Source organism: Apilactobacillus kunkeei (assembly GCF_001308195.1).
Lineage (GTDB): Bacteria > Bacillota > Bacilli > Lactobacillales > Lactobacillaceae > Apilactobacillus > Apilactobacillus kunkeei_C.
Genome location: NZ_JXDF01000001.1, coordinates 42963 through 68825, shown reverse-complemented (window position 1 = coordinate 68825; position 25863 = coordinate 42963). Strand labels below are relative to the sequence as shown.

The following is a 25863-nucleotide window of genomic DNA, read 5'->3' as shown; positions in this document are numbered from 1 at the left end:
CGAAGATGAATTTAATATCTTATGTAAAGAAGGAATTGATAACTATGACTGAAAAATTCGATTACGATGTTTTATACATCGGTGCAGGTCACGGTACTTTCGATGGTGCAATGCCATTAGCCGCTAAAGGCTACAAAGTTGCCGTAGTCGAAGCAGATAAAATCGGTGGTACTTGCCCTAACTGGGGTTGTAACGCCAAGATTGCTTTAGATTTACCAGCACAATTAATGGAAACTCAAAAACGTTTAAGAAATATTGTTAAAGGAAACCTAAGCATCGATTGGACCCAAAACATGCTAAACAAGCATAAGGTCATCGATAGTCTTCCAAACGCCATCCAAGGTGGTCTAGAATCATTTGGTATCGACGTTATTAAGGGCTACGGTAAGTTAACCGACGGCCACACTGTTGATGTTGACGGCAAGTCATACACCGCAGACAAGATTGTTGTCGCTACTGGTTTACGTCCACACAGACTAGATGTTCCTGGCAAGGAAATGGCCAACGATTCAAAGGACTTCCTAAATATCAACGAACTACCAGTTCACATCGCCATCATCGGTGCTGGATACATCGCCATGGAATTCGCATCAATCGCAAACGCTGCCGGATCACAAGTTACTGTCATCATGCATGGTGACCGCGCACTTCGTGACTTCAACGGTGAATACGTTGACGCAGTCGTAAACGATTTAAAGGAAAAAGGTGTTACCTTCGTTGAAAACGCCGAAGTTCAAGAATTCCACGAAGAAAAGTGCAAGACTACCATTGAATTATCTGGTAACCGTCAAGTCTTCACTGACTACATCTTAGATGCTACCGGTCGTATTCCAAACGTCGAAAACATTGGTTTAGACGAAGTTGGTGTTAAATACGACAAGAAGAACGGTATTGAAGTAAACGATCACCTACAAACATCAGTTGATAGCATTTATGCTTCAGGTGACGTTGCTGCTACTGGTCAACCAAGATTGACTCCAACTGCAATCTTTGAATCACAATACCTAACTAGCCTATTCTCAGGCGAAACTAAGGAGGCAATTGATTTTCCTGCCATCCCTTCAGTAGTGTTCACTTCACCTCGTATCGCCCAAGTTGGTGTATCAGTTGAAGAAGCAAAGAACAGTGACGACTACACTGTTGAAGAACACGATATGACTGCTGATTGGTACCGTTCAATCACTAACGAAGAAATTGCCAAACGTGCATACATCTTCGATAAACAACACCACTTGGTTGGTGCCACTGAAGTATCAAACGAAGCGGATAGCGTAATTGATTCAATCCTACCTGCCGTCGCTCTAAAATTAGATAAATCTCAAATTAACAAGATTGTCCACTTGTTCCCTACTATCGGTAGTGACGCTTGGCAACATCTATAAAATATTAAGTAAAACCACCCATTTGGGTGGTTTTTTTAATGTTTAAAATTCCATTAAAATCGAGTCAATATATTTGTTTGCAACACTACAATATTGTACATTAATTAATATAAGAAAATATAATAAACGTAATAAATACGGAGGCTTTAACATGAAAAATCCTAACTTCGATTACGATGTTATCTACATCGGATCAGGACACGCCGCATTCGACGGTGCTAAGACACTTTGCAAACAAGGTTTCAAAATCGCGTTTGTCGAAGCAATCGCCGTTGGTGGTACTTGCCCTAACTGGGGTTGTAACGCCAAAATCTCACTTGATGGACCAGTTACTCTAGCTAAGACCCAAAGACGCATGAAAGACATCGTTGAAGGTGACACTAAGCTAAACTGGAAAGAAAACATCAAACACAAACGTGAAGGAATCCTACCAATCAAGGTAGACCGTGAAGCAACTATGAAGAGCTTAGGAATGGATGTTATCCATGGTTTCGCTAAGTTCACTGACGCTCATACACTAGAAATCAATGGTGAACACGTAACTTCAGACAAGATTGTTATCGCCACTGGTCTAACACCACATAAAGTTGAAATTGAAGGTACTGAATTATCACATGATTCAAGAGACTTCATGGAACTAGAAGACATGCCAAAACGTATGGCTGTTGTTGGTACTGGTTACATCGCGATGGAATTTGCTACTATGGCAAACGAAGCAGGTGCTGATGTTACTATGTTCATGCACGGTGACAAGGCATTACGTCCTTTCTACCAACCATACGTAAAAATCCTAATGGACGAAATGAAGAAATCAGGTATCAAGTTTGTTGAAAACTCTGGCCTACGTTCATTCAGCCAAGACGGTGACGAATACACTGTTACTTACGCTGACAACCAACAACTAACTGTTGATTACATCCTAGACGCTTCTGGTCGTGTACCAATGGTTCACAACATGGGTCTAGAAGAAGTTGGTGTTAAATACGATGATAAGAAGGGTGTCCTAGTTAACGAATACCTACAAACATCAGTTGAAAACATCTACGCTTCAGGTGACGTTGCTGCTACAGGTCAACCAAACCTAACTCCAACAGCAACTTTCGAATCACAATACCTAAAGCACTTATTTGCCGGTGAAACAGATCAACCAATCGACTTCCCAGCAATTCCATCAGTAGTATTTACTTCACCTCGTATCAGTCAAATGGGTGTTACCGTTGATGAAGCAAACGCTAGTGACGAATACACTGTTGAAGAACATGATGCTACTAACACATGGTTTAGACAAATCACTAAGGAACCTGTTGTTAAGAATGCCTACATTTTTGACAAAGAACACCGCTTAGTTGGTTTTACTGAAATCTCTGACCAAGCTGATAACGCAGTGGACATGATTGTTCCAGCCGTTAACATGAAGATGACCCCACTTGAAATTGAAAGAAATGTTCACCTATTCCCTTCAATCGGTCACGACACTTGGAAGAACATCTAAATCATTCTTAACCAAAAATTAAACCCCGGTCGAATTTTTCTGCCGGGGTTTTTGGTATAATTAAGACATAATATCAAACAGGAGGATTCTCATGTACAATCGCGCAGAACAAAAAAGAGAAGTTAAAGGCCTTATTCGTGGTCACCAACGCTTCTTCTTCATCCTATTTCTACCATTCTTACTAACTTACATTGCTTACAACGTTTTAGCTAACCAAGTAAGCTTTAACTCAGCTCTAAAGATAGATGCCACAAACGTTACTACTAACATTACAAGTAATGACGCCGTTAACTCCGTTGCAACATTTATTTTCATCATCTTATCTTCAATCTTTTTACTTGGTGCTATCTACACCGCCTTCAACGTATTAAGAGGCCAAGATGATTTCCAAAAACCACTTAGAAAATCACTAACATTTATCGACGACCAACGTCTTTTCTGGGGTACTACATGGACCTGGATTTTAAGATCAATTCTATTATCACTATGGTCACTACTATTCATCCCTGGTTTCCTATTCATGATTTTACTACCAAACTCTTTAGGTTTATCCCTTTCAATCGCTGAATTTATCGCCGTATTAGTATGGTTAGTCGTAAAGAGTTTCGCATACAACCAAGCACTTTGGGTATACAGAGATGCTAGATTGGAAAACAAACCCGTCAGTGCCTACACTGCTATTATGACCAGCCAAGACATTATGAAGGGATACAAAGCAGATTACCTTGTATTACAACTATCTTTCACCGGTTGGATGATTCTAGTTGCAATTACTTCAGGAATCGTCGGAATTTACGTATTCCCTTACTACTACATCACACAAGTGAAGTTCTACGAATTCGTAAAAGAACAATTCAAACAAAAACAAACTGTTTTGGATGTTGAATAATAAAAAAGCCATAGGTTATCCTATGGCTTTTTTGTTTGGTCTTATTTCTTAGGTAATCTAAATGATAGTAAGAAACCGACTACCGCAACCCCTAGCATTAACCAGAAACCAAATTGGTAACCGGTAATTTGAGCACCAGCAGTTGAAGCATGGCTACTTGCTAGGTTTACCCCTAAAGTAACGACAGTCATTGAGATGGCGGTTCCAAGTGATCCACCAACTTGTCTGATGGTTGAAGAAGCAGCGTTACCGTCTGTTTCGTATTGAGTTGGTAATGAGTTAATTCCATCCGTAAATGTGTTCATCATTACTAGTGCTACCCCGACCATTCTTAAAACGTAGCTCACAATGATGATGGATAGACTAGATGATGCATTGAAGACAACCATTGGAATTGATCCGATTAAGATGAATGCAAAACCAATAATGGAGACTTTTCTAACTCCTAGCTTGTCCTACAAGCCACCTGAGATTGGGTTGAAGATTCCCATCAAGATGGCACCTGGCATCATGACTAATCCAGCAACCAATGCTGAAACCATGCGTGAGTTTTGTAAGTACAATGGCATTACCAATTCAATGCCGACCATTGCGATGTTACTTAAAGTACTTAGCAATGTTGTTAGGTTAAAGTTGTGGTTTTTAAAAATGGACATGTTAATCATTGGTTCGTCCAGGTGATTTTGTCTGTATACGAATCCTGCAATTGCAGCAATTCCAATCAAGCCGATGATTGAAATAGGAAGGTTTAAGTTACCAGTATTCCCAATTTCTGAGAATGCGTATAGCAAACCACCGAAACCAACAACAGATAGTAATAGTGATACAAAGTCGAGCTTAGTCTTCTTGATTTCATTGATGTTTTCAGTGAAGAAGATCCCGACTACTAGGATAATCACTGAGATGATGCTTAGTAGTGCAAACAAATCACGCCAACCAAAGTATTCAAGAATGATTCCTGACAATGTAGGTCCAACCGTTGGTCCTAATGCGATAACCAGACCGGTGACTCCAAGTGCTAGTCCACGTTTTTCAGGTGGGAATAGCAATAGGATTACGTTTTGAATGAATGGCATCAATAGTCCAGCGGCAATGGCTTGAACAAAACGACCAAGTAGCAAGATACCAAAGTTGGGTGCTACCCAGCCGACTACAGATCCGATTAAAAATAGCGTAATCATGAACAAGTAGTTGTACTTGGTCTTGAAGTTATTGAATACCCATGACGAAATCGGAATCATCAAACCAACAACCAATAGGTATCCGGTTGATAACCATTGAACTGTGGCTTGGTTGATACTAAATGAGTGCATGATATTGGTTAATGCGTTGTTAAATAATGTTTCCGCTAATAGTGCCATGAATGCCCCGAACAAAATCACGGCCATCATTAAATTACGTTTTTTGATGTTTGCCATTAGTATTCACTCCCCTTTAAATTACTAATTACCTTGTCTAACATTCTGTTCAAATCCGAAACTTCTTTTTCCGATAGTCCATCAGTTAAAAATTTTTGGTTATCAACCAACATCTTTTGAATTGCAGAACTCTTATCGTTCATAAGTGATAATCCGTTATCAGATAGTTGGACCTCAATTTTTCTTTTATCTTCTTTAGATTGATTGGTGTTAATCAAGTCCTTGTCCAGCATGCGCTTAATGACATTGCGCATTGTCGGATGACTTGAGTGCATCACTGATGCCAATTGATTTTGTGTGATGACCTCATCCTTGTGATCAAACAGATAAGTCATGACAGCGAACTGTGTATTAGTTAAGTTACTTATTACTGATTTAACTTCTTTGTCGAAGTGGGCTCCTGCCAAGTTACTAATGACATTTATTTTGATGCCAAAATTATCCTTACTAAAAAGCACTAACATCCCCCCTTAAATTCGAATAAGTGTAGCTTACTACACTTTTTTATTTTATGCAAACAAAAAAGACCCAAGATATAATCTTGAGTCTTTTTTCGGAGTGAGTAATTAATCAATAGTTTTTTATCTAATCACCATAACTGATACTGGTGAGTATTTTGCCATGTAGGCAGCTTGGCTACCAAAGTGACGAGCTAAGCCCTTCTTTGATTCTGATCCAACGATCAATAAATCAGGGTTAACCTTAGGAAGCACATCCTTGATGATGGTTTCCCCAGCTTCACCGGTTGATGCAATAATATCAACATCGGCTACACCGGCAGCTTCAGCAGTTTGCTTGTATTTTTCTAGATGTTTTTCTAAATCTTCATACTTACCATGAACAAATTGTCCTGATAATGATTGGAAAACATTGATTTCTTCATCTTCTAGTACTGAAACGATGGTTAGCTTTGCGCCTTCTGATTTAGCACGTGAAATCGCGTACTTGAAAGCTAATAAAGCGTCATCTGAATCATCGACAGCAACTAAAATATTCTTGAAATTAATTTCGACGTCCATGTTTTGCATAATTTTCGCCTTCTATTCTTGAATTTTTTATTTTAGTTTTCTCTGTTTCTTAAACGTCTGTTACCTAGGTATAGTTCAACTAATGTCCAGATTAGTAGAAGAATGATAACAACGTTAATGATGTTAGCAATTACACCAGCTTCTGCGTTTTGAGCAGCAGTTGGGTTGTCACTGAAGAAACCAGCAACGGCAGGTTGCATGTTAATTGCGTTTAAGTAAATTAACACGATAACTGAAATCCAACCTAAAATGTTAACCCATAATCTGTTCTTGAAACGGTTACCCATTTCTTGACCGCTATTAGTCATCATTAACAATGGAAGCATTGAGAATGGTAATGCGAATGCTAAGAAAATTTGTGAGTTTTCAATCAAATCGTTGATCGCAGCATGTTGTTTTAGTGTTGATTCACCTGCTGTCAATAGCACACAGATAAGCACTGGAATAACTGAGATTAAACGAGTAATTAAACGACGAGCCCATAGAGGAACCTTCATGTTAACGAAACCTTCCATGATAACTTGTCCTGATAAAGTACCAGTAATGGTTGAGTTTTGACCTGAAGCAAGCAATGCTACAGCAAATAATGTTGATAGAATACCAGACTTAGCAACACCAATTAGAATTGGGTTTGATAGCATCTTAGTATTGTTTAAAGCATCGAATAGACCGAAGAATGATGTATCTTGAACGGCACCAGTCTTAAATACGGCCACACCCATGATTAATAGTAAAGCGTTAACGAAGAATGCGAATGTTAATTGGATGTTTGAGTCCCAAGTAGCAAAACGAACAGTTCTTGCAACGTCTTCTTCATCGTTGTGATCGATAGCTCTAGTTTGAGCAATAGCTGAATGTAGGTATAAGTTATGTGGCATAACAGTAGCACCAATAATACCTAAAGCACCTGATAGTGGAGTCATTCCAGCAACTGGATGGTCACTAGCAAAAGTACGTTCAGTTGGTACTAAACCTTTAATAGCGCCAAACCAATCTGGGTTTGATAGTACAACTTCATAAATGAAGACTACTAAGATAACAAGGATTAAACAAACAACAATTGCTTCAATCTTTCTGAATCCCACTTTAGTTAATAATAGCAATAATAAAACATCAAATACGGTAAGGAATACCGCTAAGATTAGAGGAATGTGGAATAAAAGATACAAGGCAATGGCCCCACCGATAACTTCGGCGATATCAGTAGCCATGATTGCTAATTCAGTCATAATCCATAGAACAACACCAAGTGTCTTTGAGGTTCTTGAACGAATGGCTTGTGCCAAATCCATCTGACTCACGATTCCAAGTTTAGCCGCCATGTATTGAAGTAACATCGCAATCAAACTTGAAATTAAGATGACAGACATCAATAGGTAACCAAAGTTTTGACCCCCTGTAATTGATGTAGCCCAGTTACCTGGATCCATGTAACCAACCGCAACTAATGCACCTGGTCCAGAGTAGGCGAATAAAGTTTTCCAGAATCCCCAATCCTTAGGAACTTTAATTCCACCGTTAATTTCTTCTAGTGAAGGACCGTTGGCATATTCAACGAAGCCCTTTTTTTCATGTGAAACGTTTTCACTCAAAGTTCTTCACCCTTTCTATTTTTAAGAACAATACAATTGTACACTACATTTCCCCCTTTTTAAACATTTTTTTAGGTACTACTGAAAAATTACTCTATCAAGTATAGAAAATATATCTATTAAAGGCTTAATACTATGCATGTTTCCCGAACATTAAAATAGATTTGACTTTCTTTCATTAATGTTTCATAATACTTGATAATTTTAATCAAAATTAAATTAACGTTGGGGTGGAAAAATGCAAACAATCGATTTACTTGTTCAAAATGGAAAAGTTTTAAACGTATTTACAAACAGCTTCGAAATTAATGATATTTTCATTAACAATGGCAAGATTATTGCTGTCGGCAATCATCCAGAGTTAAAAGTTAAGGAAATTATCGACGCTAACAATCAATTTGTCGTTCCTGGTTTTATTGATTCACACGTTCACATCGAAAGTTCACTAGTCACTCCATCTGAATTGGGTAAGGTGTTAGTACCCATGGGTGTCACTTCTATCGTCGTCGATCCACACGAAATCGCAAACGTTTCTGGTGCCGACGGGATTAAATACATGATTGAAGATGCCAAACAAACTCCACTGGAAGTATTAGTGATGTTACCTTCATCAGTTCCCGCTACTAGTTTCGAACATAACGGTGCGACTTTGACCGCGAAAGACTTGCACCCACTATATAATGAAGAATCCGTAATCGGTTTAGCCGAAGTAATGGATTACCCAGCCGTACATAATAAGGATAAAGACATGATGGCAAAGCTAAAGGATGCCCTAGACCACGGGTATCAAATCGACGGTCACGGTGCCGGATTATCCTTGGAACAACTTAAGGAATATCGTGAAAACGGCATTACTACCGACCACGAATCAGTCAGTTTAGAACAAATGAACGACAGACTTGCTGCCGACATGAATGTCTTCTTAAGAGAAGGAACCGTCGAAAGAGATTTACAAAACACCATTCAAGCAGTTACTGAAGAAAATTCCGATCGTTTTTCATTCTGTACTGATGACAAGTTCATCACTACCATCATTAGAGAAGGTAGCATTAACTTCAATATTAAGTTAGCGATTCAATACGGACTAAAACCCGAAACTGCATACAAGATGGCCAGCTACAACGCTGCTGTTGCTCACAAACTAGATAAATTAGGCGCCATCAAGGAAGACTACCAAGCAGATTTAGTCATCGTCGATCACCTAGACCAAGTCGACGTTAAGACCGTCATCAAAAACGGTAAGGTCATGACCGAAGAAAGTTTTAACACCACTCCAATTGAATTTGACGAAAACTGCGTCCACCAAAACCTATCAGTTAATGATTTAAAACTACCTTTAAACTCAAATAAATGCCACGTAATGGGTGTAATCGCAAATCACATTGAAACTACCTACTCCATCCAAGAAGTTCCGATAGAAGATGGTTATTTCAAAACTGATTTAAAAAACGATGTCCTATTAATGGTCGACGCGGAACGTCATCATCAACTAGGCACCTATGGCTTGGCATTGGTTCATGGTTTCAACATCAAAAACGGTGCCATTGCCACTACTGTCGCCCATGATTCTCACAACATCGTCGCTGTCGGAACTACCAAGGAAGCCATCTACCGCGCAATCCAAGAGGTTACCGCCACTAAGGGTGGAATTGCCGTTGTCGATGAAGAAAAAACTTTAGCTACCATGCCACTACCGGTTGCTGGATTAATGTCTGATAAGTCATGGCAAAAAGCCAGCCACGAACTAGAAGAAATTGAGGCAGCGTTTAAAGAAATTAGTGATGGTGTCGATTTCGACCCATTCATCACTCTATCATTCTTAACACTACCCGTAATTCCAACATTAAAACTAACCGACCAAGGTCTATACGACTTCGATCAGCAAAAAATCATCAGTGTAGAAGCTGAATAAAACAAAAAAGCTTATCCCGCTAAGGATAAGCTTTTTTAGTGCAATATAATAATAGTCTAAATAATAATTACCATCGAGAATGCTTTTATTATAAGGAATGAAAAGTATTACGATTTTGGGATAAATCTGCGTGACGGAGATGCATCACCGATTGCTTGAATTCTCGAAATAACTACCAATTGCTTTTTTCGACCATTACGTCTTAATAAAAGAATTGCTACTTAAATACATCTTTAAATGCAGCATCTAAATACTAGAGAAGGTTCAACAACTTTTAAAACGAAATTCATACGAAACTGTCATTATCAAAGCTTACGTGTACGTTATGAAACATAACTTAATAAATGATTGGGGGAATTGACTGATCTGTGTGTCTACCATCACACAGAACAATACATAATCATATGAATCAGAAATAATAAATAATAGCTAAACACTATGTGTCCTAATGGATTAACCTCAATCAATAAAAGGAGCAATGCTAATGGTTAAAAGCATCACAATGATCCTACCAAATCATTGCTGCTAGATATCCATCACAAAGTTATTGATGAGAAATAGTCTCTCAAGTTAGACTATTTACTCCGATTAAGAAGTAATCAACGAAAAGTGCATTATTTAGATTGCTTAAATTGTCTTAGGTTTGCGTATTTGACGTACAAACCATAACAATATGCATTTACGATATAAACAATATAGATAACATATTGATTCATCATCCAACTGCCATTCGTCCACCGAATTTTTTCATCGCGCGTCTTAGAAAAAATAAGAATGGCAATCGAATCAAGATATTAAATATAGAGCTTATAAAGATGTAAACTCCACAAAAGTGATCATTTGCATGCATCACCTGAGGAACAATTTTGTATTGTAGCACTGCTTTTACATAATTTGTAGTTATAATTCAGTTAAGTTTTAATTAATGATTAGAGGGTTCAAACATTGCAATATCGCCTTTTATCATTTTACTCTTAGTTTTAATTTTTCGTCTTGTACGGCATAATCACAGAAAACATAATGGATGAACTTAGTGTTAGCTAATAGTAAGAAGATTGCATCGTGCATGACGCAATTCCTCCTTTTCCGTTATAAATATAAATAGTTTTTAATTATCATTTTTATCTTTTCTAAAATTACTCACATTTTAAGCACAAAAAAAGAGCGAATTTTTTTCGCTCTTTTTATAGAAAGTGGACATGATAAGCTGAAACAAATTGAGTGTAAGCTAAAATCAAGGCCAAAATTCCAGTCGCAATCTTGATGAATTTAACGGGTAGCACACGCACAATCTTTGGTCCGATGTATCCACCAATGAAAAAGCCAATTCCTAATGGTAGAACTAGGATCCACACAACGTGTGAGAAAAGTGAATAGTAGACGGTTGCCACGATGTTTGCAGCTCCCATCGCTACATTTCTAATTGCGTTACTTACAGTGTATTCATTATATGTAGTTCTAGTTAGTAGGACTAATAATAAAATTCCTGATGCTGCGCCAAAATATCCGCTGTATGCACCAATTAAATATGTAAGGACAATGATGGCGATATTCTTTAGCCAAGTCCATGGCGTATCTTTTTTAGCTGCAGGATTAAAGTTCAATGCACCCTCTGTATTTTCGTTAACTTCTTTCTTGTCTGGAAGCAAAATCATTAAACCACCAAAGGCAATAAAGAATGGCACGATATGGGTAAAACTAGATGATGGTAGTGCAGTTAGCAAGATGGCCCCTGTAATTCCACCAAAGAAGATGATAACCATAATCTTGAATAGTTCCTTCCAGTGACCTCTAAGTTCACGGGTGGAAGAAATACATGATCCAACGGCATTAAACATTAGTGACGCCTTGTTAACCACGTTTGCGGAAACAGCTGGTAGTCCAGCAAAGTATAGCAATGCGGGATATGATACTAGTGATGATAGACCAGTAACTGTTCCCAAGATTCCTGCCACAATCCCAACAGGAATAAACAATAAAATAATCCAAATACTTACACCTAAAATAGTAATGACTTCTCATCTCTTTTTCTACTAAAATAAAATCATAATTTCATATTAACATTTTTCGAATAAAAGAAAAGGATAAAAAAAGCACCTACCGTTATAAATAACAATAGGTGCCAAAATTTCATCTTTAGAAGAAGTAGAATAAGTGAATACCGTATGCTGACACGAATTGAGTGTAAGCTAGGTATAGCGCTAAAATACCAGTAACGATCTTGATTAACTTAACTGGTAATACACGAACCATCTTAGGTCCAACGTAACCACCAATTAGGAAACCAATACCTAGAGGAATAGCTAGTGCCCAGTAAATGTGGGTGCTACCGTGTTGACCATACTTGAATGAGTATAAGATAGTACCAATAACGTTAGCTGAACCCATGGCAACGTTTCTGATAGCGTTGTAAACAGGGAATGGATCTTTACTTGTTCTTGATAGAACAGCTAATAGGATAACACCAGCAGCAGCACCGAAGTAACTACCGTAGATACCAATAGCGAAGAATAAAACAATCATTCCGAAGTCAACAAGCATTTTCTTTGAGCCAACAGTGTCTTCTTCAACTACCTTAGCAGTAGGTGCCTTAGTAGTGTCCTTGCTTGGTAATAAGATACCAATACCAGCAGCTGCAATAAATACAGGTACTGCGTATTCAAAGTCCTTTGATGGTAAGAATGTTAGTAAAATAACACCAACGATACCACCGAAGAAGATGATAGTCATAACTTTGAATAGTTCCTTCCAGTGTCCATCTAATTCGCGCTTGGATGAAATACCAGAACTTACTACGTTAAATAGTAAAGCGGAAGTGTTAGTAATGTTTGCTGAAATTGGGTTTAAAGCACCCCAATATAATAGCGCTGGGTATGAGGCAAGTGAAGCTAGTCCAGTTACTGTACTTAAGATACCGGCAACGATACCAACTGGAATGAATAATAGCAATGTCCATACACTAAAACCAAAAATAGTGATAATGAAAAACTCCTTTTATTTATCAATTTAAAATCCAATATATAAATTTATACATCTTATTTAGATTAAATACAACCCCTTAAAAACGCCAAAACGCTGACAATGTCCAGCATGTCAGCGTTTTCATAACTTAAAATTTTTTCAAATTATTGCGTGTTATTGATTGATTTTCAATTGAGAAGTACTTTCCGTCAACTTAATGGTTCCAGTCTTTAGCTTTCCATCACGGTAATACTTGATACTTACTGTTGATCCAAGTTTTTGACTGTATAGAATGTTCTTAACTTCATCTTGGCTAGAAATCTTCTTACCAGCAAGTTCAACAATCACGTCGTATTTCTTCAATCCGGCGTTTTCAGCAGGACTATTCTTAGTAACTGTGTAAACCACTACCCCGTTTTCAACGGATGATGGTAGTTTTAGGATTGATTTTTGTTGGCTAACGGCAATGTTAGTTAAGTCAACATATTGAATTCCAAGGGCTGGACGTTCAATCTTTCCGTTCTTAACTAGTTGGTTGATAATCTTAACCACTTCATTACTTGGAATAGCGAAACCAATTCCTTCAACACTGGTACCTTCACTATCAGAAGCTAATTTCATTGAGTTAATTCCGATAACTTGACCAGCCAAGTTAATCAATGGACCACCTGAGTTACCGGGGTTGATTGCAGTATCAGTTTGGATAACTGTGGCGGTGTTACCTGTTGCTTGACCATTTGAACCAGTCAATGGCACTTCACGTTTCTTAGCAGAAATGATTCCTTGAGTTAGTGAAGAAGCGTAGGCAGAACCTAGTGGTGAACCAATTGCTAGAGAGGTTTCACCAACCTTAATGTTGTCAGAGTTACCAAATGAAGCGACTGATTTGATCATGCTTCCGTTAATCTTCAATACGGCTAAGTCGGTCACACTATCAGTACCAACAACCTTGGCTTCTAGTTGTTTACCATTGCTTAATAGCACTTGAATTGCTGAAGCTCCGGAAACAACGTGGTTGTTAGTTACGATGTATGCGGCGTTACCGCTCTTCTTGTAAATCACACCAGAACCTTCACTGTTAGCTTCTAGTTTGCTAGAACTCTTCCCTAGCATTGAATCAAATGAGCTTGAACTAGTTGATTTTAGGTTGATTACAGAAACAACTGAATTCTTAACAGCTTGGTATGCTTTTTCTGATTGTGATTGCACGTTAACTTTTAAATTTGATGTTGAGGCTGTGCCCCCGGCGTTAGAACCTGCAGGTACGGCAACGTCGACACCTGTGCTTTGCAACAAGCTCGCACCACCGTATGCGATTCCTCCACCCAATAGTCCAGCCACTAAGGCAATTAATCCTGTTTTTAAGACAAATCGGTCACTTTTTTTCATAAGGTTTTCCCCCTATCAATTTTATTAATCTTATTATATTAAATAATCTTAAATCAAACTAAAGTGTAAATAATTTAGATGCCTTTTCAACATCGGTATCCAATAAATCAAAATCGGTGCCTACACCAAAATCGTTTTCTTCTAACATGGATGCGACAGTTAGATGGGCTAATTCCTTCACGTTGTTGTGATGGCTTCTGTGCCCGATAAATATGCGTTTTGTGTCATATCCGATACATTCCATTAGTGAGTTAGCACCATCTTCGTTAGATAAATGGCCCTCATCACTCATGATACGTTGCTTCAATGACCATGGGTATTCCCCACTTCTAAGCATTTCAACGTCGTGGTTACATTCCAAAACATAGGCATTGGCGTTATTGATAACACCAAAGATGTGATCTGAAATGTATCCGGTATCGGTTAGGACAACGAAGCTCTTATTGTGATGATGAAAATCGTAGAATTGTGCTTGCGCAGCATCATGAGAAACGGCAAAACTTTCGATATCGATGTCACCAAAGTTCATTACCATGTTTGGTGGGAAGATATTCTTTTGTTCGTTTGGAATTTCTCCGATGGTTTCATGCATTGCATCCCATGTTGGTTGGTTTGCGTAGACGTTGATTTGTGGGTAACGTCTGGCCAATACACCGACCGCCTTACTATGGTCGGTATGTTCATGGGAAACCAACAACATGTCGACATCCTTCATTGAACGGTTAATTGACTTCATCAATCTTTCGATTCTGACACCGCTCAAACCAGCGTCTAGCAGTATTTTATGTTGATTAGTTTCAATGTAGGTTACATTGCCCCCACTTCCACTGGATAAAACACTAATTTTCATATCGTCTGCTTCGTTGTTCATTTTGATCCTCTTTCTAAAATTCTAATTCGATTGGGTAGCCGATTGAGTCGAGCTACTGCCGTCCAAGATGGCACCGTTAAAGGCATTGATTCTCTTAGCTACTACTGAAGAGGAATCTGAAGTGGTGTATCCAATTACCCAAGTTGGAATTAAAACAATATTGTTCTTAATTGATAGTAATTGGGTGTAGTACAAGCGAACCCATTTAATCTTTGAGTTATCAGGGATTTCGTTGTATTGGTATAACCATACTAAAGCCTTAGCTGGTGAAATGATGTCGGTTTTTTCACGCAAAATGCTGACATCATTCATGTAACTTTGCGTATATCCTTCTAGTAGATGGTCACTACTAATGTCGAAGGTAATCTGACCGTGTTTTGTACCATAAAGCAATCCGTCAGATGTCTTTTGTGAGTACACAATACTGTTCTTGGTAGATAAATCAGAATTGTATTCATATTCCGTCCCGTGTGAAACGAAGGTGGATTTCTTCATCAACTTGTCTAAGATATCACGGTAATCGCCGGAATATAGACCGATTGGTCGTTTGAAAGTACTTCTTAAGATGTGATTGGCGTAAGTCACCTTTTGGTTAGATAACTTATTGACGTCGTTGTTTAAAGTGTCATCGTTGACTGCGGATAAATAGTATCCGGTTTGACCACTTGTAGATAGTTTAGGTGCTACAGTGATTTGATCATTTTGCATTTGCTTAATGATTTCGGTATCACTACCTTGATTACTGTTTTCGGTTTGAAGATGTGAGTTTTCTCTGAATAAAGAGAATAAGAAGACATCAATCATCACGAAGATAATCAAGAAAATGATTTGTATCTTTTTAAAGTCCATGTAGCTTTCCTCCTATCTTATTGTGGTCCCCTTGATAACATTTGGGTGTAATTCATGTACTTACCGTTATATTTAACAAACCATGTTGGTTGTAGTGTAATCAAGATGTCAGAAGACTTGGTATTACTCCATTGGTAAGCCAACTCGATGTCTGTAATCTTGTCGGAATTGTATCCGTGATTACGTAGGCTGTTCAATAGTTCGTCGGTAGTAATTAGTTTAGTATCCTTACGTCCAGTTGGTACCGGGATTTGAAGGGTATTTAGTGAGAAGTTGTACTTCAAGGAAGTATTATCAACCAGTCTCATTTCGATTGCCCCGTAAGGAGTTTGATCGAAGATTGGGAAACCTTCAACGTAGTTTCTGTAGACAACACTTGAATTCTTAGCATCGTAATCGAAGAAACGAATGTTGGCTAAGGTATCGCTGACTAGTAGTTGGGAAATATTTTGATATGAATCCTTCAAGAATTGGGTCATATTGGTAGAAATATTACCAGGATGACTATCGTAGTAGTTAACCTCGCCATCGTTTGAAAACGACAACTGGCGGGAATTTTCGTCATTGTATACAGTTGAGCTACGGTGACGTTTGACACTGATATCTTGTGAGTCTGATAGCAGTCTTGTCACGTAGTAATTTTGTGAAGTTCGATTAATCAAGTATCCATATTGAGGCATGGTAAATGATTTATAGAAATCAATAAATGGAGTGTGGCTAATCATCTTCATCTTAACGGGAATTGCTCTGACGTTATCCTCGATAACCTTTTGAATTCCCTTCACGTTAGTATCTGAGACGTGAACCTTGTAGACCTTGTAGTTGTGGTCCGAAAATAGGTAAATATCATTACTGTCGTCAAACGGAATCACAATTCGATTGATTGAAACGTTAGGTAATGATTTAAAACTCTTACTAATGTATTGGCTAACAATCTTTAGGTTCAAAGCATCCGGATAGTTTAGCATGACAGAATCATCTTTATTTAGATACTTAAGGTAACTTTCTTCATTACTCTTTACCTCTGTAAACTTAGGATCCTTATAGTTGTTCATTTGTTGGCCAATTTCGGTGGTTAAGTTAACTGATTGGTTGGTTAGAACGTATTGCTTACCAGAGTCCTTGGTTCTAATCACCTGAGTTGGTGAGTAGATTGTCGACATTGGTTTAGCATCAATCTGACTACTTTGCGTAGAAACCTTTTGACTTGAACGGTCGTAGTGAGCCGGGTTAATCAAAATGGAGGCAGAAAGGGCAAAACTAACTACAACTGCAATCGTTAATAATGCTGGTAGTATAAAATATTTAATCTTCATCCCATAAGTCCTCCTCGATTGGTTCGTATGGTAGTGAGATGTAGAAAGTAGAACCTCTATTTTCGGTACTTTCTACCCAAATCTTACCGCCAAGTGCTTCGACCACTTCTTTGGAAATTGCTAATCCAAGACCAGTTCCACCTTGAGCTCTAGAACGCGCCTTATCAACACGGTAGAAACGATCAAAAATGTGTGGAATGGAACTTCTAGGAATTCCCAAACCTTGGTCTCTAACGCTTAAGATAACGCTGTGCTTGGTCTTGTATAGTGAACAAGTAATCACTCCCCCATCAGGAGAATACTTGATGGCGTTGTTCATTAGGTTATCGATTACTTGAGTAAATCTATCAGTATCGACTTCTACCCATAGGTCTTGTTTAGTGAAATGACGTTCAATGCGGTAGTGCTTATTAGGCTTTTCGCTATTGTTGTCATCTGACTTAATAATCATGTCGAATCGGTTCAAGATATAGTTGAATAATTCAGTGATATTAACTAGTTCCTTATCAATCTTTTGGGTTCCAGAATCCATTCTAGACAAGGTTAATAGGTCGTTAATCATTCGAATCATACGGTCGGTTTCTTCTTGGGTAACCTTCAAAAAGTTAGGTGCGATTTCTGGATCCTTCCAGGCACCATCTTGTAAGGCTTCAATGTATGAGTGAACACTAGTTAATGGTGTTCTTAATTCGTGAGAAACGTTTGAAACGAATTCCTTACGGTCATTATCAATCTTTTGTTGTTCGGTAACATCGTGTAGCACACAGACTAGCCCTGATACGAAACCAGAGTCTCTTTGAATTAGTGAGAAGTGAGCGTGCAAGATTAAGTCATGATCCTTATCTGAACGGTCGATGATGGTTTCATCGGGGTTTTCGATTAAGTCACGTAGACTGTATTCTTTTCTGATATCCAAAATGTCTAAAATGGAGTTCCCGAGTGCATCTTTTTCAGTGGTTTCTAGGAAACTAGCCGCTTCATCATTCATGATGATGACGTATCCACGACGGTCAGTCGCAATAACCCCATCGGTCATGTTGGTTAGGACGGAATCCAGTCTTTGACGTTCTGATTCAGTTGATTCTTGGGATTCTTCAACCTTAACAGAAAGGTTGTTAACCGCATTGGCAAGTTGACCCAATTCATCACGTCCGTACACGTGAACTTGACCGGAGTAGTCCCCACGGGCAATTTGTAATGTTTGTTTCTTCATTTCATCAATGGGTTTAGTAATCGCCTTTGAAATAACAATGGAAATTAACAAACCAGATAGGATGGCAACCATTGCAGCAACAACGTAAATAACCGTGATTTGGTTAATTTCGTTATAAACGGTATTTAAATTAGCGTGCACATAAACAACACCGACTAATTCGTTATTACTACTCTTGATTAGCGGTGTGATAATAGTATAATAACGCGAACTATCGCCCGGGTTACTAGTAATTGAACTAGATGAACGACGGTTAATAATCGCGTTTTTAATATCTGTTCTAAAGTTTTTTTGGCCGACTGAGCTTTGATCACCAACTTCATTAGTACCACGAATAGTGTTCTTAGCATCAACAACCTTAATTTCGGTGTAGTTGTTACTATCAATATTAGATAATAATGACTTAATTTTTACATTGGCATTGGCAATATTAGAGCTAGAAAGCTCATTCGTTAAGGTTGTGTTTACGTAAGTAGGAACCTGAACTTGTTTTTTAAATGAAGCCATATTCTTGTTTTCCAATTGGTTAACAAAAACGGCCCCAACAATTTCTAGGGTCACCAATAAGATTAGCGCAAGCACAAGCGCAATTTTAAAATGAATTGATTGAAAATACTTAATCTTACTATTCACCGCAAACTACTCCTTAGTTCTGTCGATTATTCTTGTTCTGAGTTGCGTAGGTAGTATCCTACCCCACGTCTTGTGATTAGCCAGATTGGGTGACTTGGGTTGTCTTCAACCTTTTCTCTTAGACGACGAACAGTAACATCAACTGTACGAACATCACCAAAGTAGTCGTAACCCCAAACCGTTTGTAGCAAATGTTCTCTAGTCATTACTTGACCAATATGTTGAGCTAAGTAATGTAGCAATTCGAATTCACGGTGAGTTAATTCGATATTTTCACCACGTTTTGTAACGGTGTAAGCTTCTGGATGAATTACTAAGTCACCAATCTTGATGTCCTTGTTTTCATTATCTGAAACTTGTCCATTGTCGTTGCTTGATTGACGACGCAAATTAGCCTTAACACGAGCAACTAATTCTCGGTTTGAGAATGGTTTAGTAACATAGTCATCAGCACCCAATTCAAGTCCTAGGACCTTATCCAGTTCAGAATCTTTAGCTGTTACCATGATAATTGGCATATCGCGAGTCTTTCTGACTTCTCTAGCCACTTCTAGTCCATCAACCTTAGGCAACATTAAATCTAGGATAATCAAATCAGGGGATTCTTCTTCAACTTTTTGAAGTGCTTCTTCCCCATCATATGCGACTACAACGTCGTATCCTTCTTTTTCTAAATTAAATTTTTCAATATCTGTGATCGGTTTTTCATCATCTACAACTAAAATTTTTGCCATAATATTCTATCTCCTTAACAGGAATTGATTTGTTTTTTGTTCATGTAAATGTTAACGAAATACTATCACTTCAAGGATAGTTATACTTTTATCTATTTTTAAACCGTTAACTTACTACATTATAACACGCTTGGACTTTTGTTTTCTAAACGTAATGTTCTTGCAATGAAGATTTAAAGTACGACACTTTTCAAAAATTAGGGGTTGTCAAAATAATAATTATCATGCTATTATAAATATCGTTGATTTGAGGCAAGGAATTGATAAACATCTTGTTAATTAATTTTAAAAAAGGTGTTGCAATCCTTACTCCAACATGGTATTATAGTTTTTGTTGGTTGATAGCCAACAGATAAATATTTTGGGCAGTTAGCTCAGCTGGCAGAGCAACGGACTCTTAATCCGTGGGTCCAGGGTTCGATCCCCTGACTGCCCATAACTGATAAAAAGACATCGCTTAGGCGATGTCTTTTTTTGTTGTTTCTTACAAATAAAAAAGCATCCCGATTTATTTCAGGATGCTTTTTCTATAGGATCATTAAGAATATTAATAAGTTCCAAATCATGTGCATGATAATTGGCGCGATGATTCCGTTTGATTTATTTCTGGCTAACCCGATGAAAATAGCTACAATCGCATGTGTAATGAAGATAAATGGATTGAATAGTGAATGAGCCAATCCAAAAAATAGCGATGAGATGATTAGTGCTGTGGTTAGGTTAGTTGTCTTCTTAACGTAGGTGAATATTAGGCCTCTAAAGTAGAATTCTTCGACAATTGGCGCCAAAATCACACTAATGATAATGAAGAAGTATTGGAGTCTAACGTCTGTAAAACTAGTCATGTGCACCAGTTTTTGATAAATCGTCCCGTTAGGCGTACCACTCATCAACATTAATAAAACAACGACCACAATCATTTCAATGGTATAAACTATCAGTTTCTTGGAAAAATGACTATCCTTAAACAATCTGATGAACTTTTCTTTGATCAACCATCTGTATAGAATGATTGTTACCCCAATGACAACTACAATGGCGAAAATAACTTGGAAGATTAACGCTAGAAAGTTGCCGCCGCGAAAAGAATTAAGCGGGTAAGAAATCAATCCCACAAATGGTGACAGAATCAATAATCCGAATAAAATTAATACTCGTTTTAAAATTGTCATAACCGTTTGTCCACGTAGCGTGGACTTCTCCCCCTCGTCTGTTTTTATCTTCATCATAGTTTATAGATAAAGCTTTTCAATATTTGTGGGGAATTATTTACCAAAATTTAAAAATATTTTCTAAATATTGCTCAACATACTGATAAATTAAGACAAATAGCCAATTTTTCAGTCTAAATAGTTCATCTTTCTTCATATTTATAGAACTAAATCAGCCGATATTTACAGGATTTCAATCTATGTTTATAATCTCCGTAAACAAAACGAAAGGAAGATTTAGTGGATTACATCTTATCAATCTCCATCATTCTATTAGCTGCTCTGATTATCGGAAAAATATTTTCTAAAACGAACCTGCCATCAGTAGTTGGCCAACTGGTGGCTGGTATCATAATCGGTCCAGCAATTTTAAACCTCGTGAAACCAACGAACTTAATCTCGTCATTGGCTGAATTAGGCGTTATCTTATTAATGTTTATCGCCGGTTTAGAAAGTGATTTAAAACTACTCAAAAAATATTTCAAGCCAAGCATTGTCGTGGCCATAATGGGGATTATTTTCCCGGTCGTCAGTATTTTTTACACAAGTAAGTTATTTGCTTTATCAAATATCGAAAGTCTATTCATTGGCGTTATTTTCGCTGCAACATCGGTATCAATCTCAGTCGCCGTACTGAAGTCCATGAATGCCCTAAATACAAAACCAGGCGTAACAATCTTAGGTGCCGCAGTGGCAGATGATATTCTTTCAATTTTACTGTTAAGCATTGTTATTACATTTACCAGCGGTAGCTCATCAAAGGGAAAGCCAAACATTATCCTTTTGATATTAATGCAAATTGGATTCTTTATTTTCGTTTGGATTTTATTCATCTTAGTCAAAAAATTCAAAATTAAACTTACTCCTACATTGGCACCAATAGTTGCTTTAATCGCTTGTTTATCATTATCCGCTTTGGCAGAACACGTTCAAATCAGCGCAATTACTGGAGCATTCTTCGCTGGAATATTAGTCGGACAGACTAATTATAAAAAATCAGTTAATCACCAAATGAATCAACTTGGTAATCTATTATTCATTCCAATTTTCTTCGTAAACGTTGGTCTTAACATGAATATAAGAGGAATCGTAGAAAACGCATCATTATTCCTGATCATATCAATTATTGCTATTATAACGAAGTTCTTAGGAGCATATTTAGGATCTCGTTTCTTTAAATTCACTCGATTATCCGCAACCGAAATTGGTGTTGGAATGATTAGTCGAGGCGAAGTTGGTTTAATTATTGCCGAAATCGGTTTGAAAAATAATCTAATCTCAGATAATTACTACTCAACAATCATCGCTTCAATCATATTAACCACAATTTTGGCACCATTATTACTAAAACCAATCGTGATGAAAATAAAACAAATATAAAAAGACACCCCGTGGGTGTCTTTTTTTAGTTTACTTAAAAAATAGCTTTTGAATATCTTTAAATTGACGAGTCTTTGAAAGTCTCAATAAGATAACGTATGCAATGATGGATCCTGAAATTGCACCACCAAAGAATTTTGGCGTGAACACGAACCAGAATAGTTGATTAGAACTTCCGGTGTACCAAACCATGACAGGATATGAAGCAAGTGAGCCCAATACCCCAGTTCCGATAATTTCACCGATGACAGCCATCCAGTTCTTACGGTAGATAAGATATAGTAATCCGGCCAAAAACGCCCCGAAGACTGCTCCAGTGAATGCTAGTGGTGGAATTCCTAGCAATAACATTCTAAGGCAAGCACAGACGATAGCCATGACTAGTGCATACCAAGGTCCCATCAATACCGCTGCTGTTACGTTTAGTACTGATGACATTGGTGCCATTCCTTCAATTCTAAAAATGGGTGATAAAACGAAATCTAGTGCAATCATAATTGCTAAAATTGTTACTTTCTTGATGCTAACTTTTGAATCCATTAATAAAGCTCCCCTCAAATATGTATACTTCATTAATGGGGTATTCCTGCACAGCATCTTAATTAAAAAAGTCCCTATCTATTTAGATAGGGACAGTCCAAGTGCGTTTATCTTCCCTAGCGCCAGCATTATCTGGATCAGGTTCTTGGGTATAATCTCAGCCGATTAAGGCACCCCATTAATGTTTGTATTCTCAAATCATATCGTAGTTGAATGAAATAGTCAAAAGAATATAATACTAGAAAAAAGGAGTGAAGTGTTATTAACCTTTTAAGGGAAATATTTATAAATATTCTTGTTCCGCTATCTTCAATAAGTGCCTTAATATTAACAATATTTTATAGACATTTAGACACAAAAATTATCGAAAAAAAACAAGCTAAACACATAAATATATGGCTTGAAAAGAGCGAAAAAAAGCCAGGTCAAGGTTTGTATACAATATATAACAGTAGCGAAGAATGCATTTACAATGTGTTTTTATTTGGAAGAAGTAATATGCAAAGTAGACATGGAATTAACAAAGAAGGAAAAAATCTTAAAGAAGTTATAATGGGAAACAATCATATTTTTGGATACTTTGAATTCTTTAAACCAAATTCTTATAAAATATTTAAACATCCTCTCGGGAGTGCCACCGGAAATGAACACATGGTTCCAGAAGTTTTCTTTACCGATTCTAATGGCATTTCATGGTACAGACACTCAAATGGAATATTAGAAAAATTTAATTATATTCCGTTTCTCGAAAGTGGGTATATTGGGAAACATGTTTAAATAAAAAAAGGTGGAATCAATCATGTGGAAGACTAAACAATTTTCAGAACTAACCCTAGAAGAACTTTTCGAAATTTACCGCGTCAGATCAGAAGTATTCGTTGAGGAACAACACATCGTCTACACTGATCCAGATGAAAATGACAAGCAATCACTGCACGTTTTTGAAACCAATGGAAAGGCCATCACCGCGTACGCCAGAATCTTCAAAGATGACGACCACGTTACATTTGGCCGTGTCTTAACCACCCAACAAGTCCGCGGAACCGGTAAGGGTAAGGAACTTTTGGAATATATTCTAAAGGTTATCAAGGAACACTTCCCTAACACCAGAGTCGAAATCGACGCTCAAGCACATGCAGTTGGCTATTATGAAAAAGGTGGCTTCAAAGTTACAAGTGAACCATTTATTGAAGCTGGAATTGATCATATTAAGATGGAATACTAATAAAAAGACCCTACTAAGGGTCTTTTTTTCTCTAGTATATACAAATTTATAAAAAAGTTTATTATTGTATAAGTTTAGTTAACAATTGTTGTTTTATCTATCATACTGGCTCTATAATAGCGGTGGAATGATTTTATTATCCGCTAGGAGGTTCTATATTATGGTTAAAAAAGTTGCTTTAATTACAGGTGCTGGTCAAGGTATTGGAAAAGGAATTGCTTTACAGTTAAGCAATGATGGATTTACCGTTGCACTCGCAGGTCGTCATCTAGATAAGGTTAATGATGTAGCGACCGAAATTAATAATACCGGTGGTCAAGCCATCGGAATTCAATGTGATGTCCATAAGAAAGAAGATGTACAAAAAGCCATTGAAGTGGCCGTTTCTGAATTCGGCCAGCTTGACGTTTATATTAACAACGCCGGAATTGCTATCGTTGATCCAGTGGAAGACATCTCAGAAAAGGATGCAAGCAATCTATTGGAAATCAATGTTTTAGGCTCTTTATACGGAATTCAAGCTGCTGCTAAACAATTTAAGAAGCAAGGAACACCTGGTAAAATCATTAACGCTTCCTCAATCGCAGGTTACGAAGGCTTCCCAATGCTAAGTGTTTACTCAGCAACTAAGTTTGCGATTAGAGGATTAACACAAGCTGCAGCCAAGGAATTGGCAAAGGATAAGATTACCGTAAACTCATACTGCCCTGGTATTGTTTTAACTCCAATGTGGGACGAAATCGATGATAAAATGACTAAACTAGACGGTCGTGAAAAGGGATCTGCTTTAAAGGATGCAATTAATAGCATTGCTTTAGGCCGTGGTGAACAACCAGAAGACGTCGCTAACCTTGTCTCATTCTTATCAAGTGATAAATCAAATTACATTACCGGCCAATCAATTATCGTTGATGGTGGAATTCAATTTTCATAAAAACCAAATAAAAAAAGCCTACCGAAAGCGGTGGGCTTTTTTAAATGTTAAAAGTTAAGGTTAACAGCAATAGTGTTATCAGGTGTGTAGTTAAATGTGAATGAACTAAAGTCAGCTGGAGTTGAATCATCAGTTCCAACGAAAGTTAGGTCAACCACTTGTTGACTGTTTGCTGGAACATCCATTGCGTATCCACTCCATGATGGGTAAAGTTTCTTATCAACATTGTTTGATGATATATAAGTACTGTCATTATCACTAATAAAGTATGAGTGGTCTGATGAACTATCTGGGTTTTGAACTAAGAAAGTAAATGTCATTGCAGTATGATATTGACTATTCGTTAAGTTATAGTAAGTAATACCCTTTAATGTTAGTTTATTTGGTGCATCACTATCATTGCTATCATCACTAATAAGTTGATCATTGTATGACTTGTATTGCTTATTAGTGTATTCAACCTTAAGAGAATTATCACCTGTTGGGTTGATAGTAATAGTTGGGTTCTTGTAAGTAATTGGAGTAGGTCCATCAGGCTTCTTTACAACATGCTTCTTAACTGCCTTCTTAGTTGGTTTCTTCTTGGTTACTTTTTTCTTTGAATGCTTTTTAGTAGCCTTCTTTTTACTCTTCTTTGTTGCCTTCTTGTGTTTCTTTGAAGACTTCTTTGCTTTCTTGTGCTTCTTAGTGTCTTTATGATGAGTAGCAGCGTTTGCTTCTACTGATGTAAAGGCGCTGACAGAAGTTGATGCACTAGCAGCAAAAAGTGTGAATACTGCCAAAATGGCAAGAAATGACTTTTTGATTTTCATATCAAAATCCCCCTAATTTATGTAACAAAATTAAAATATAATTGCAATAAAGTAATAATATTATAACGTTTGTTTAAAGTCT

General features: G+C 37.4%; 24 protein-coding genes and 1 tRNA gene. 9 read left to right on the top strand and 16 right to left on the bottom strand.

Features of this window, described 5'->3' with window-relative positions; genetic code table 11:
- The first annotated feature begins 44 nt into the window (after nt 1-44).
- The 3 genes from RZ78_RS00315 to RZ78_RS00305 all read left to right on the top strand — a co-directional run bounded on the left by RZ78_RS00315 (nt 45) and on the right by RZ78_RS00305 (nt 3763).
- Complete coding sequence (locus RZ78_RS00315) at nt 45-1382, top strand: dihydrolipoyl dehydrogenase family protein (RefSeq protein ID WP_054607726.1); 1338 nt, start codon at nt 45-47, stop codon at nt 1380-1382.
- 151 nt (nt 1383-1533) lie between these two features.
- Nucleotides 1534-2874, top strand: a complete 1341-nt coding sequence (locus RZ78_RS00310; RefSeq protein ID WP_054604444.1) for a dihydrolipoyl dehydrogenase family protein — start codon at nt 1534-1536, stop codon at nt 2872-2874.
- 91 nt (nt 2875-2965) lie between these two features.
- Entirely contained in the window at nt 2966-3763 is a 798-nt protein-coding gene (locus RZ78_RS00305) for a DUF975 family protein (protein WP_054607725.1), read from the top strand.
- Nucleotides 3764-3804: 41 nt separating this feature from the next.
- On the opposite strand, the gene RZ78_RS07560 is transcribed toward RZ78_RS00305, so the two are convergent.
- The 5 genes from RZ78_RS07560 to RZ78_RS00285 form a co-directional block, all read right to left on the bottom strand.
- Nucleotides 3805-4152, bottom strand: a complete 348-nt coding sequence (locus tag RZ78_RS07560; protein ID WP_237756962.1) for a hypothetical protein — start codon at nt 4150-4152, stop codon at nt 3805-3807.
- Between the two features lie 66 nt (nt 4153-4218).
- Entirely contained in the window at nt 4219-5181 is a 963-nt protein-coding gene (locus RZ78_RS00300) for a DHA2 family efflux MFS transporter permease subunit (RefSeq protein ID WP_237756961.1), read from the bottom strand.
- A complete protein-coding gene (locus tag RZ78_RS00295) occupies nt 5181-5639 on the bottom strand; it encodes a MarR family winged helix-turn-helix transcriptional regulator (RefSeq protein ID WP_054607724.1) in 459 nt (152 codons plus the stop codon). Before RZ78_RS00295 ends, RZ78_RS00300 begins: the two co-directional genes overlap by 1 nt.
- A gap of 123 nt (nt 5640-5762) precedes the next feature.
- Nucleotides 5763-6209, bottom strand: coding sequence for a universal stress protein (locus tag RZ78_RS00290; protein WP_051592174.1), 447 nt, complete (start codon nt 6207-6209; stop codon nt 5763-5765).
- Nucleotides 6210-6241: 32 nt separating this feature from the next.
- Entirely contained in the window at nt 6242-7801 is a 1560-nt protein-coding gene (locus RZ78_RS00285) for an Nramp family divalent metal transporter (RefSeq protein ID WP_054607723.1), read from the bottom strand.
- 238 nt (nt 7802-8039) lie between these two features.
- On the opposite strand from RZ78_RS00285, the gene ade reads away from it, so the two are divergent.
- On the top strand, nt 8040-9713 hold the full coding sequence (gene ade / locus RZ78_RS00280) for an adenine deaminase (protein WP_054607722.1): 1674 nt from the start codon (nt 8040-8042) through the stop codon (nt 9711-9713).
- A gap of 1184 nt (nt 9714-10897) precedes the next feature.
- Here ade and RZ78_RS00275 read toward each other — a convergent pair.
- The 8 genes from RZ78_RS00275 to yycF form a co-directional block, all read right to left on the bottom strand.
- Nucleotides 10898-11689, bottom strand: a complete 792-nt coding sequence (locus RZ78_RS00275; RefSeq protein WP_053791280.1) for a sulfite exporter TauE/SafE family protein — start codon at nt 11687-11689, stop codon at nt 10898-10900.
- A 160-nt stretch (nt 11690-11849) separates the two neighbouring features.
- Nucleotides 11850-12662 (bottom strand): sulfite exporter TauE/SafE family protein, encoded by an 813-nt coding sequence (locus RZ78_RS00270; protein ID WP_053791279.1) that lies wholly within the window; start codon nt 12660-12662, stop codon nt 11850-11852.
- 186 nt (nt 12663-12848) lie between these two features.
- A complete protein-coding gene (locus tag RZ78_RS00265; protein ID WP_054607721.1) occupies nt 12849-14063 on the bottom strand; it encodes a S1C family serine protease in 1215 nt (404 codons plus the stop codon).
- Nucleotides 14064-14121: 58 nt separating this feature from the next.
- Nucleotides 14122-14934, bottom strand: coding sequence for an MBL fold metallo-hydrolase (locus tag RZ78_RS00260; RefSeq protein ID WP_041152640.1), 813 nt, complete (start codon nt 14932-14934; stop codon nt 14122-14124).
- A 21-nt stretch (nt 14935-14955) separates the two neighbouring features.
- Nucleotides 14956-15783, bottom strand: coding sequence for a two-component system regulatory protein YycI (locus tag RZ78_RS00255; protein WP_054607720.1), 828 nt, complete (start codon nt 15781-15783; stop codon nt 14956-14958).
- Nucleotides 15784-15800: 17 nt separating this feature from the next.
- Nucleotides 15801-17099: a YycH family regulatory protein gene (locus tag RZ78_RS00250; protein WP_054607719.1), complete on the bottom strand. Its 1299-nt coding sequence runs from the start codon at nt 17097-17099 to the stop codon at nt 15801-15803.
- On the bottom strand, nt 17089-18945 hold the full coding sequence (walK, locus tag RZ78_RS00245) for a cell wall metabolism sensor histidine kinase WalK (protein ID WP_054607718.1): 1857 nt from the start codon (nt 18943-18945) through the stop codon (nt 17089-17091). Before walK ends, RZ78_RS00250 begins: the two co-directional genes overlap by 11 nt.
- A gap of 26 nt (nt 18946-18971) precedes the next feature.
- Nucleotides 18972-19682: a response regulator YycF gene (gene yycF, locus RZ78_RS00240; RefSeq protein ID WP_162200339.1), complete on the bottom strand. Its 711-nt coding sequence runs from the start codon at nt 19680-19682 to the stop codon at nt 18972-18974.
- Between the two features lie 360 nt (nt 19683-20042).
- Between yycF and RZ78_RS00235 the strand changes: the two genes are divergently transcribed.
- Nucleotides 20043-20115: transfer RNA gene (locus RZ78_RS00235), tRNA-Lys, on the top strand.
- A gap of 91 nt (nt 20116-20206) precedes the next feature.
- On the opposite strand, the gene RZ78_RS00230 is transcribed toward RZ78_RS00235, so the two are convergent.
- Entirely contained in the window at nt 20207-20851 is a 645-nt protein-coding gene (locus RZ78_RS00230) for a CPBP family intramembrane glutamic endopeptidase (RefSeq protein WP_054607717.1), read from the bottom strand.
- A gap of 279 nt (nt 20852-21130) precedes the next feature.
- Here RZ78_RS00230 and RZ78_RS00225 point away from each other — a divergent pair, with 279 nt between their 5' ends.
- A complete protein-coding gene (locus RZ78_RS00225; RefSeq protein WP_054607716.1) occupies nt 21131-22270 on the top strand; it encodes a cation:proton antiporter in 1140 nt (379 codons plus the stop codon).
- A gap of 30 nt (nt 22271-22300) precedes the next feature.
- Here RZ78_RS00225 and thiW read toward each other — a convergent pair whose 3' ends face one another.
- A complete protein-coding gene (thiW, locus tag RZ78_RS00220) occupies nt 22301-22810 on the bottom strand; it encodes an energy coupling factor transporter S component ThiW (RefSeq protein WP_054607715.1) in 510 nt (169 codons plus the stop codon).
- Nucleotides 22811-23308: 498 nt separating this feature from the next.
- Between thiW and RZ78_RS00215 the strand changes: the two genes are divergently transcribed.
- The 3 genes from RZ78_RS00215 (at nt 23309) to RZ78_RS00205 (ending at nt 24969) form a co-directional block, all read left to right on the top strand.
- On the top strand, nt 23309-23587 hold the full coding sequence (locus RZ78_RS00215; protein WP_054607714.1) for a hypothetical protein: 279 nt from the start codon (nt 23309-23311) through the stop codon (nt 23585-23587).
- A 22-nt stretch (nt 23588-23609) separates the two neighbouring features.
- Nucleotides 23610-24035 (top strand): GNAT family N-acetyltransferase, encoded by a 426-nt coding sequence (locus RZ78_RS00210; RefSeq protein WP_054607713.1) that lies wholly within the window; start codon nt 23610-23612, stop codon nt 24033-24035.
- A 160-nt stretch (nt 24036-24195) separates the two neighbouring features.
- Nucleotides 24196-24969: an acetoin reductase gene (locus RZ78_RS00205; protein WP_054607712.1), complete on the top strand. Its 774-nt coding sequence runs from the start codon at nt 24196-24198 to the stop codon at nt 24967-24969.
- 47 nt (nt 24970-25016) lie between these two features.
- Here RZ78_RS00205 and RZ78_RS07535 read toward each other — a convergent pair whose 3' ends face one another.
- Nucleotides 25017-25781, bottom strand: coding sequence for a hypothetical protein (locus tag RZ78_RS07535; protein ID WP_054607711.1), 765 nt, complete (start codon nt 25779-25781; stop codon nt 25017-25019).
- Between the last annotated feature and the right edge of the window lie 82 nt (nt 25782-25863).

Coding starts and splice junctions, on each gene's coding strand:
- RZ78_RS00315 (WP_054607726.1), top strand. CDS start 45: ATGACTGAAAAATTCGATTACGATGTTTTATACATCGGTGCAGGTCAC.
- RZ78_RS00310 (WP_054604444.1), top strand. CDS start 1,534: ATGAAAAATCCTAACTTCGATTACGATGTTATCTACATCGGATCAGGA.
- RZ78_RS00305 (WP_054607725.1), top strand. CDS start 2,966: ATGTACAATCGCGCAGAACAAAAAAGAGAAGTTAAAGGCCTTATTCGT.
- RZ78_RS07560 (WP_237756962.1), bottom strand. CDS start 4,152: ATGGTTGTCTTCAATGCATCATCTAGTCTATCCATCATCATTGTGAGC.
- RZ78_RS00300 (WP_237756961.1), bottom strand. CDS start 5,181: ATGGCAAACATCAAAAAACGTAATTTAATGATGGCCGTGATTTTGTTC.
- RZ78_RS00290 (WP_051592174.1), bottom strand. CDS start 6,209: ATGCAAAACATGGACGTCGAAATTAATTTCAAGAATATTTTAGTTGCT.
- ade (WP_054607722.1), top strand. CDS start 8,040: ATGCAAACAATCGATTTACTTGTTCAAAATGGAAAAGTTTTAAACGTA.
- RZ78_RS00265 (WP_054607721.1), bottom strand. CDS start 14,063: ATGAAAAAAAGTGACCGATTTGTCTTAAAAACAGGATTAATTGCCTTA.
- RZ78_RS00260 (WP_041152640.1), bottom strand. CDS start 14,934: ATGAACAACGAAGCAGACGATATGAAAATTAGTGTTTTATCCAGTGGA.
- RZ78_RS00255 (WP_054607720.1), bottom strand. CDS start 15,783: ATGGACTTTAAAAAGATACAAATCATTTTCTTGATTATCTTCGTGATG.
- RZ78_RS00250 (WP_054607719.1), bottom strand. CDS start 17,099: ATGAAGATTAAATATTTTATACTACCAGCATTATTAACGATTGCAGTT.
- RZ78_RS00230 (WP_054607717.1), bottom strand. CDS start 20,851: ATGACAATTTTAAAACGAGTATTAATTTTATTCGGATTATTGATTCTG.
- thiW (WP_054607715.1), bottom strand. CDS start 22,810: ATGGATTCAAAAGTTAGCATCAAGAAAGTAACAATTTTAGCAATTATG.
- RZ78_RS00215 (WP_054607714.1), top strand. CDS start 23,309: ATGCAAAGTAGACATGGAATTAACAAAGAAGGAAAAAATCTTAAAGAA.
- RZ78_RS00210 (WP_054607713.1), top strand. CDS start 23,610: ATGTGGAAGACTAAACAATTTTCAGAACTAACCCTAGAAGAACTTTTC.
- RZ78_RS00205 (WP_054607712.1), top strand. CDS start 24,196: ATGGTTAAAAAAGTTGCTTTAATTACAGGTGCTGGTCAAGGTATTGGA.
- RZ78_RS07535 (WP_054607711.1), bottom strand. CDS start 25,781: ATGAAAATCAAAAAGTCATTTCTTGCCATTTTGGCAGTATTCACACTT.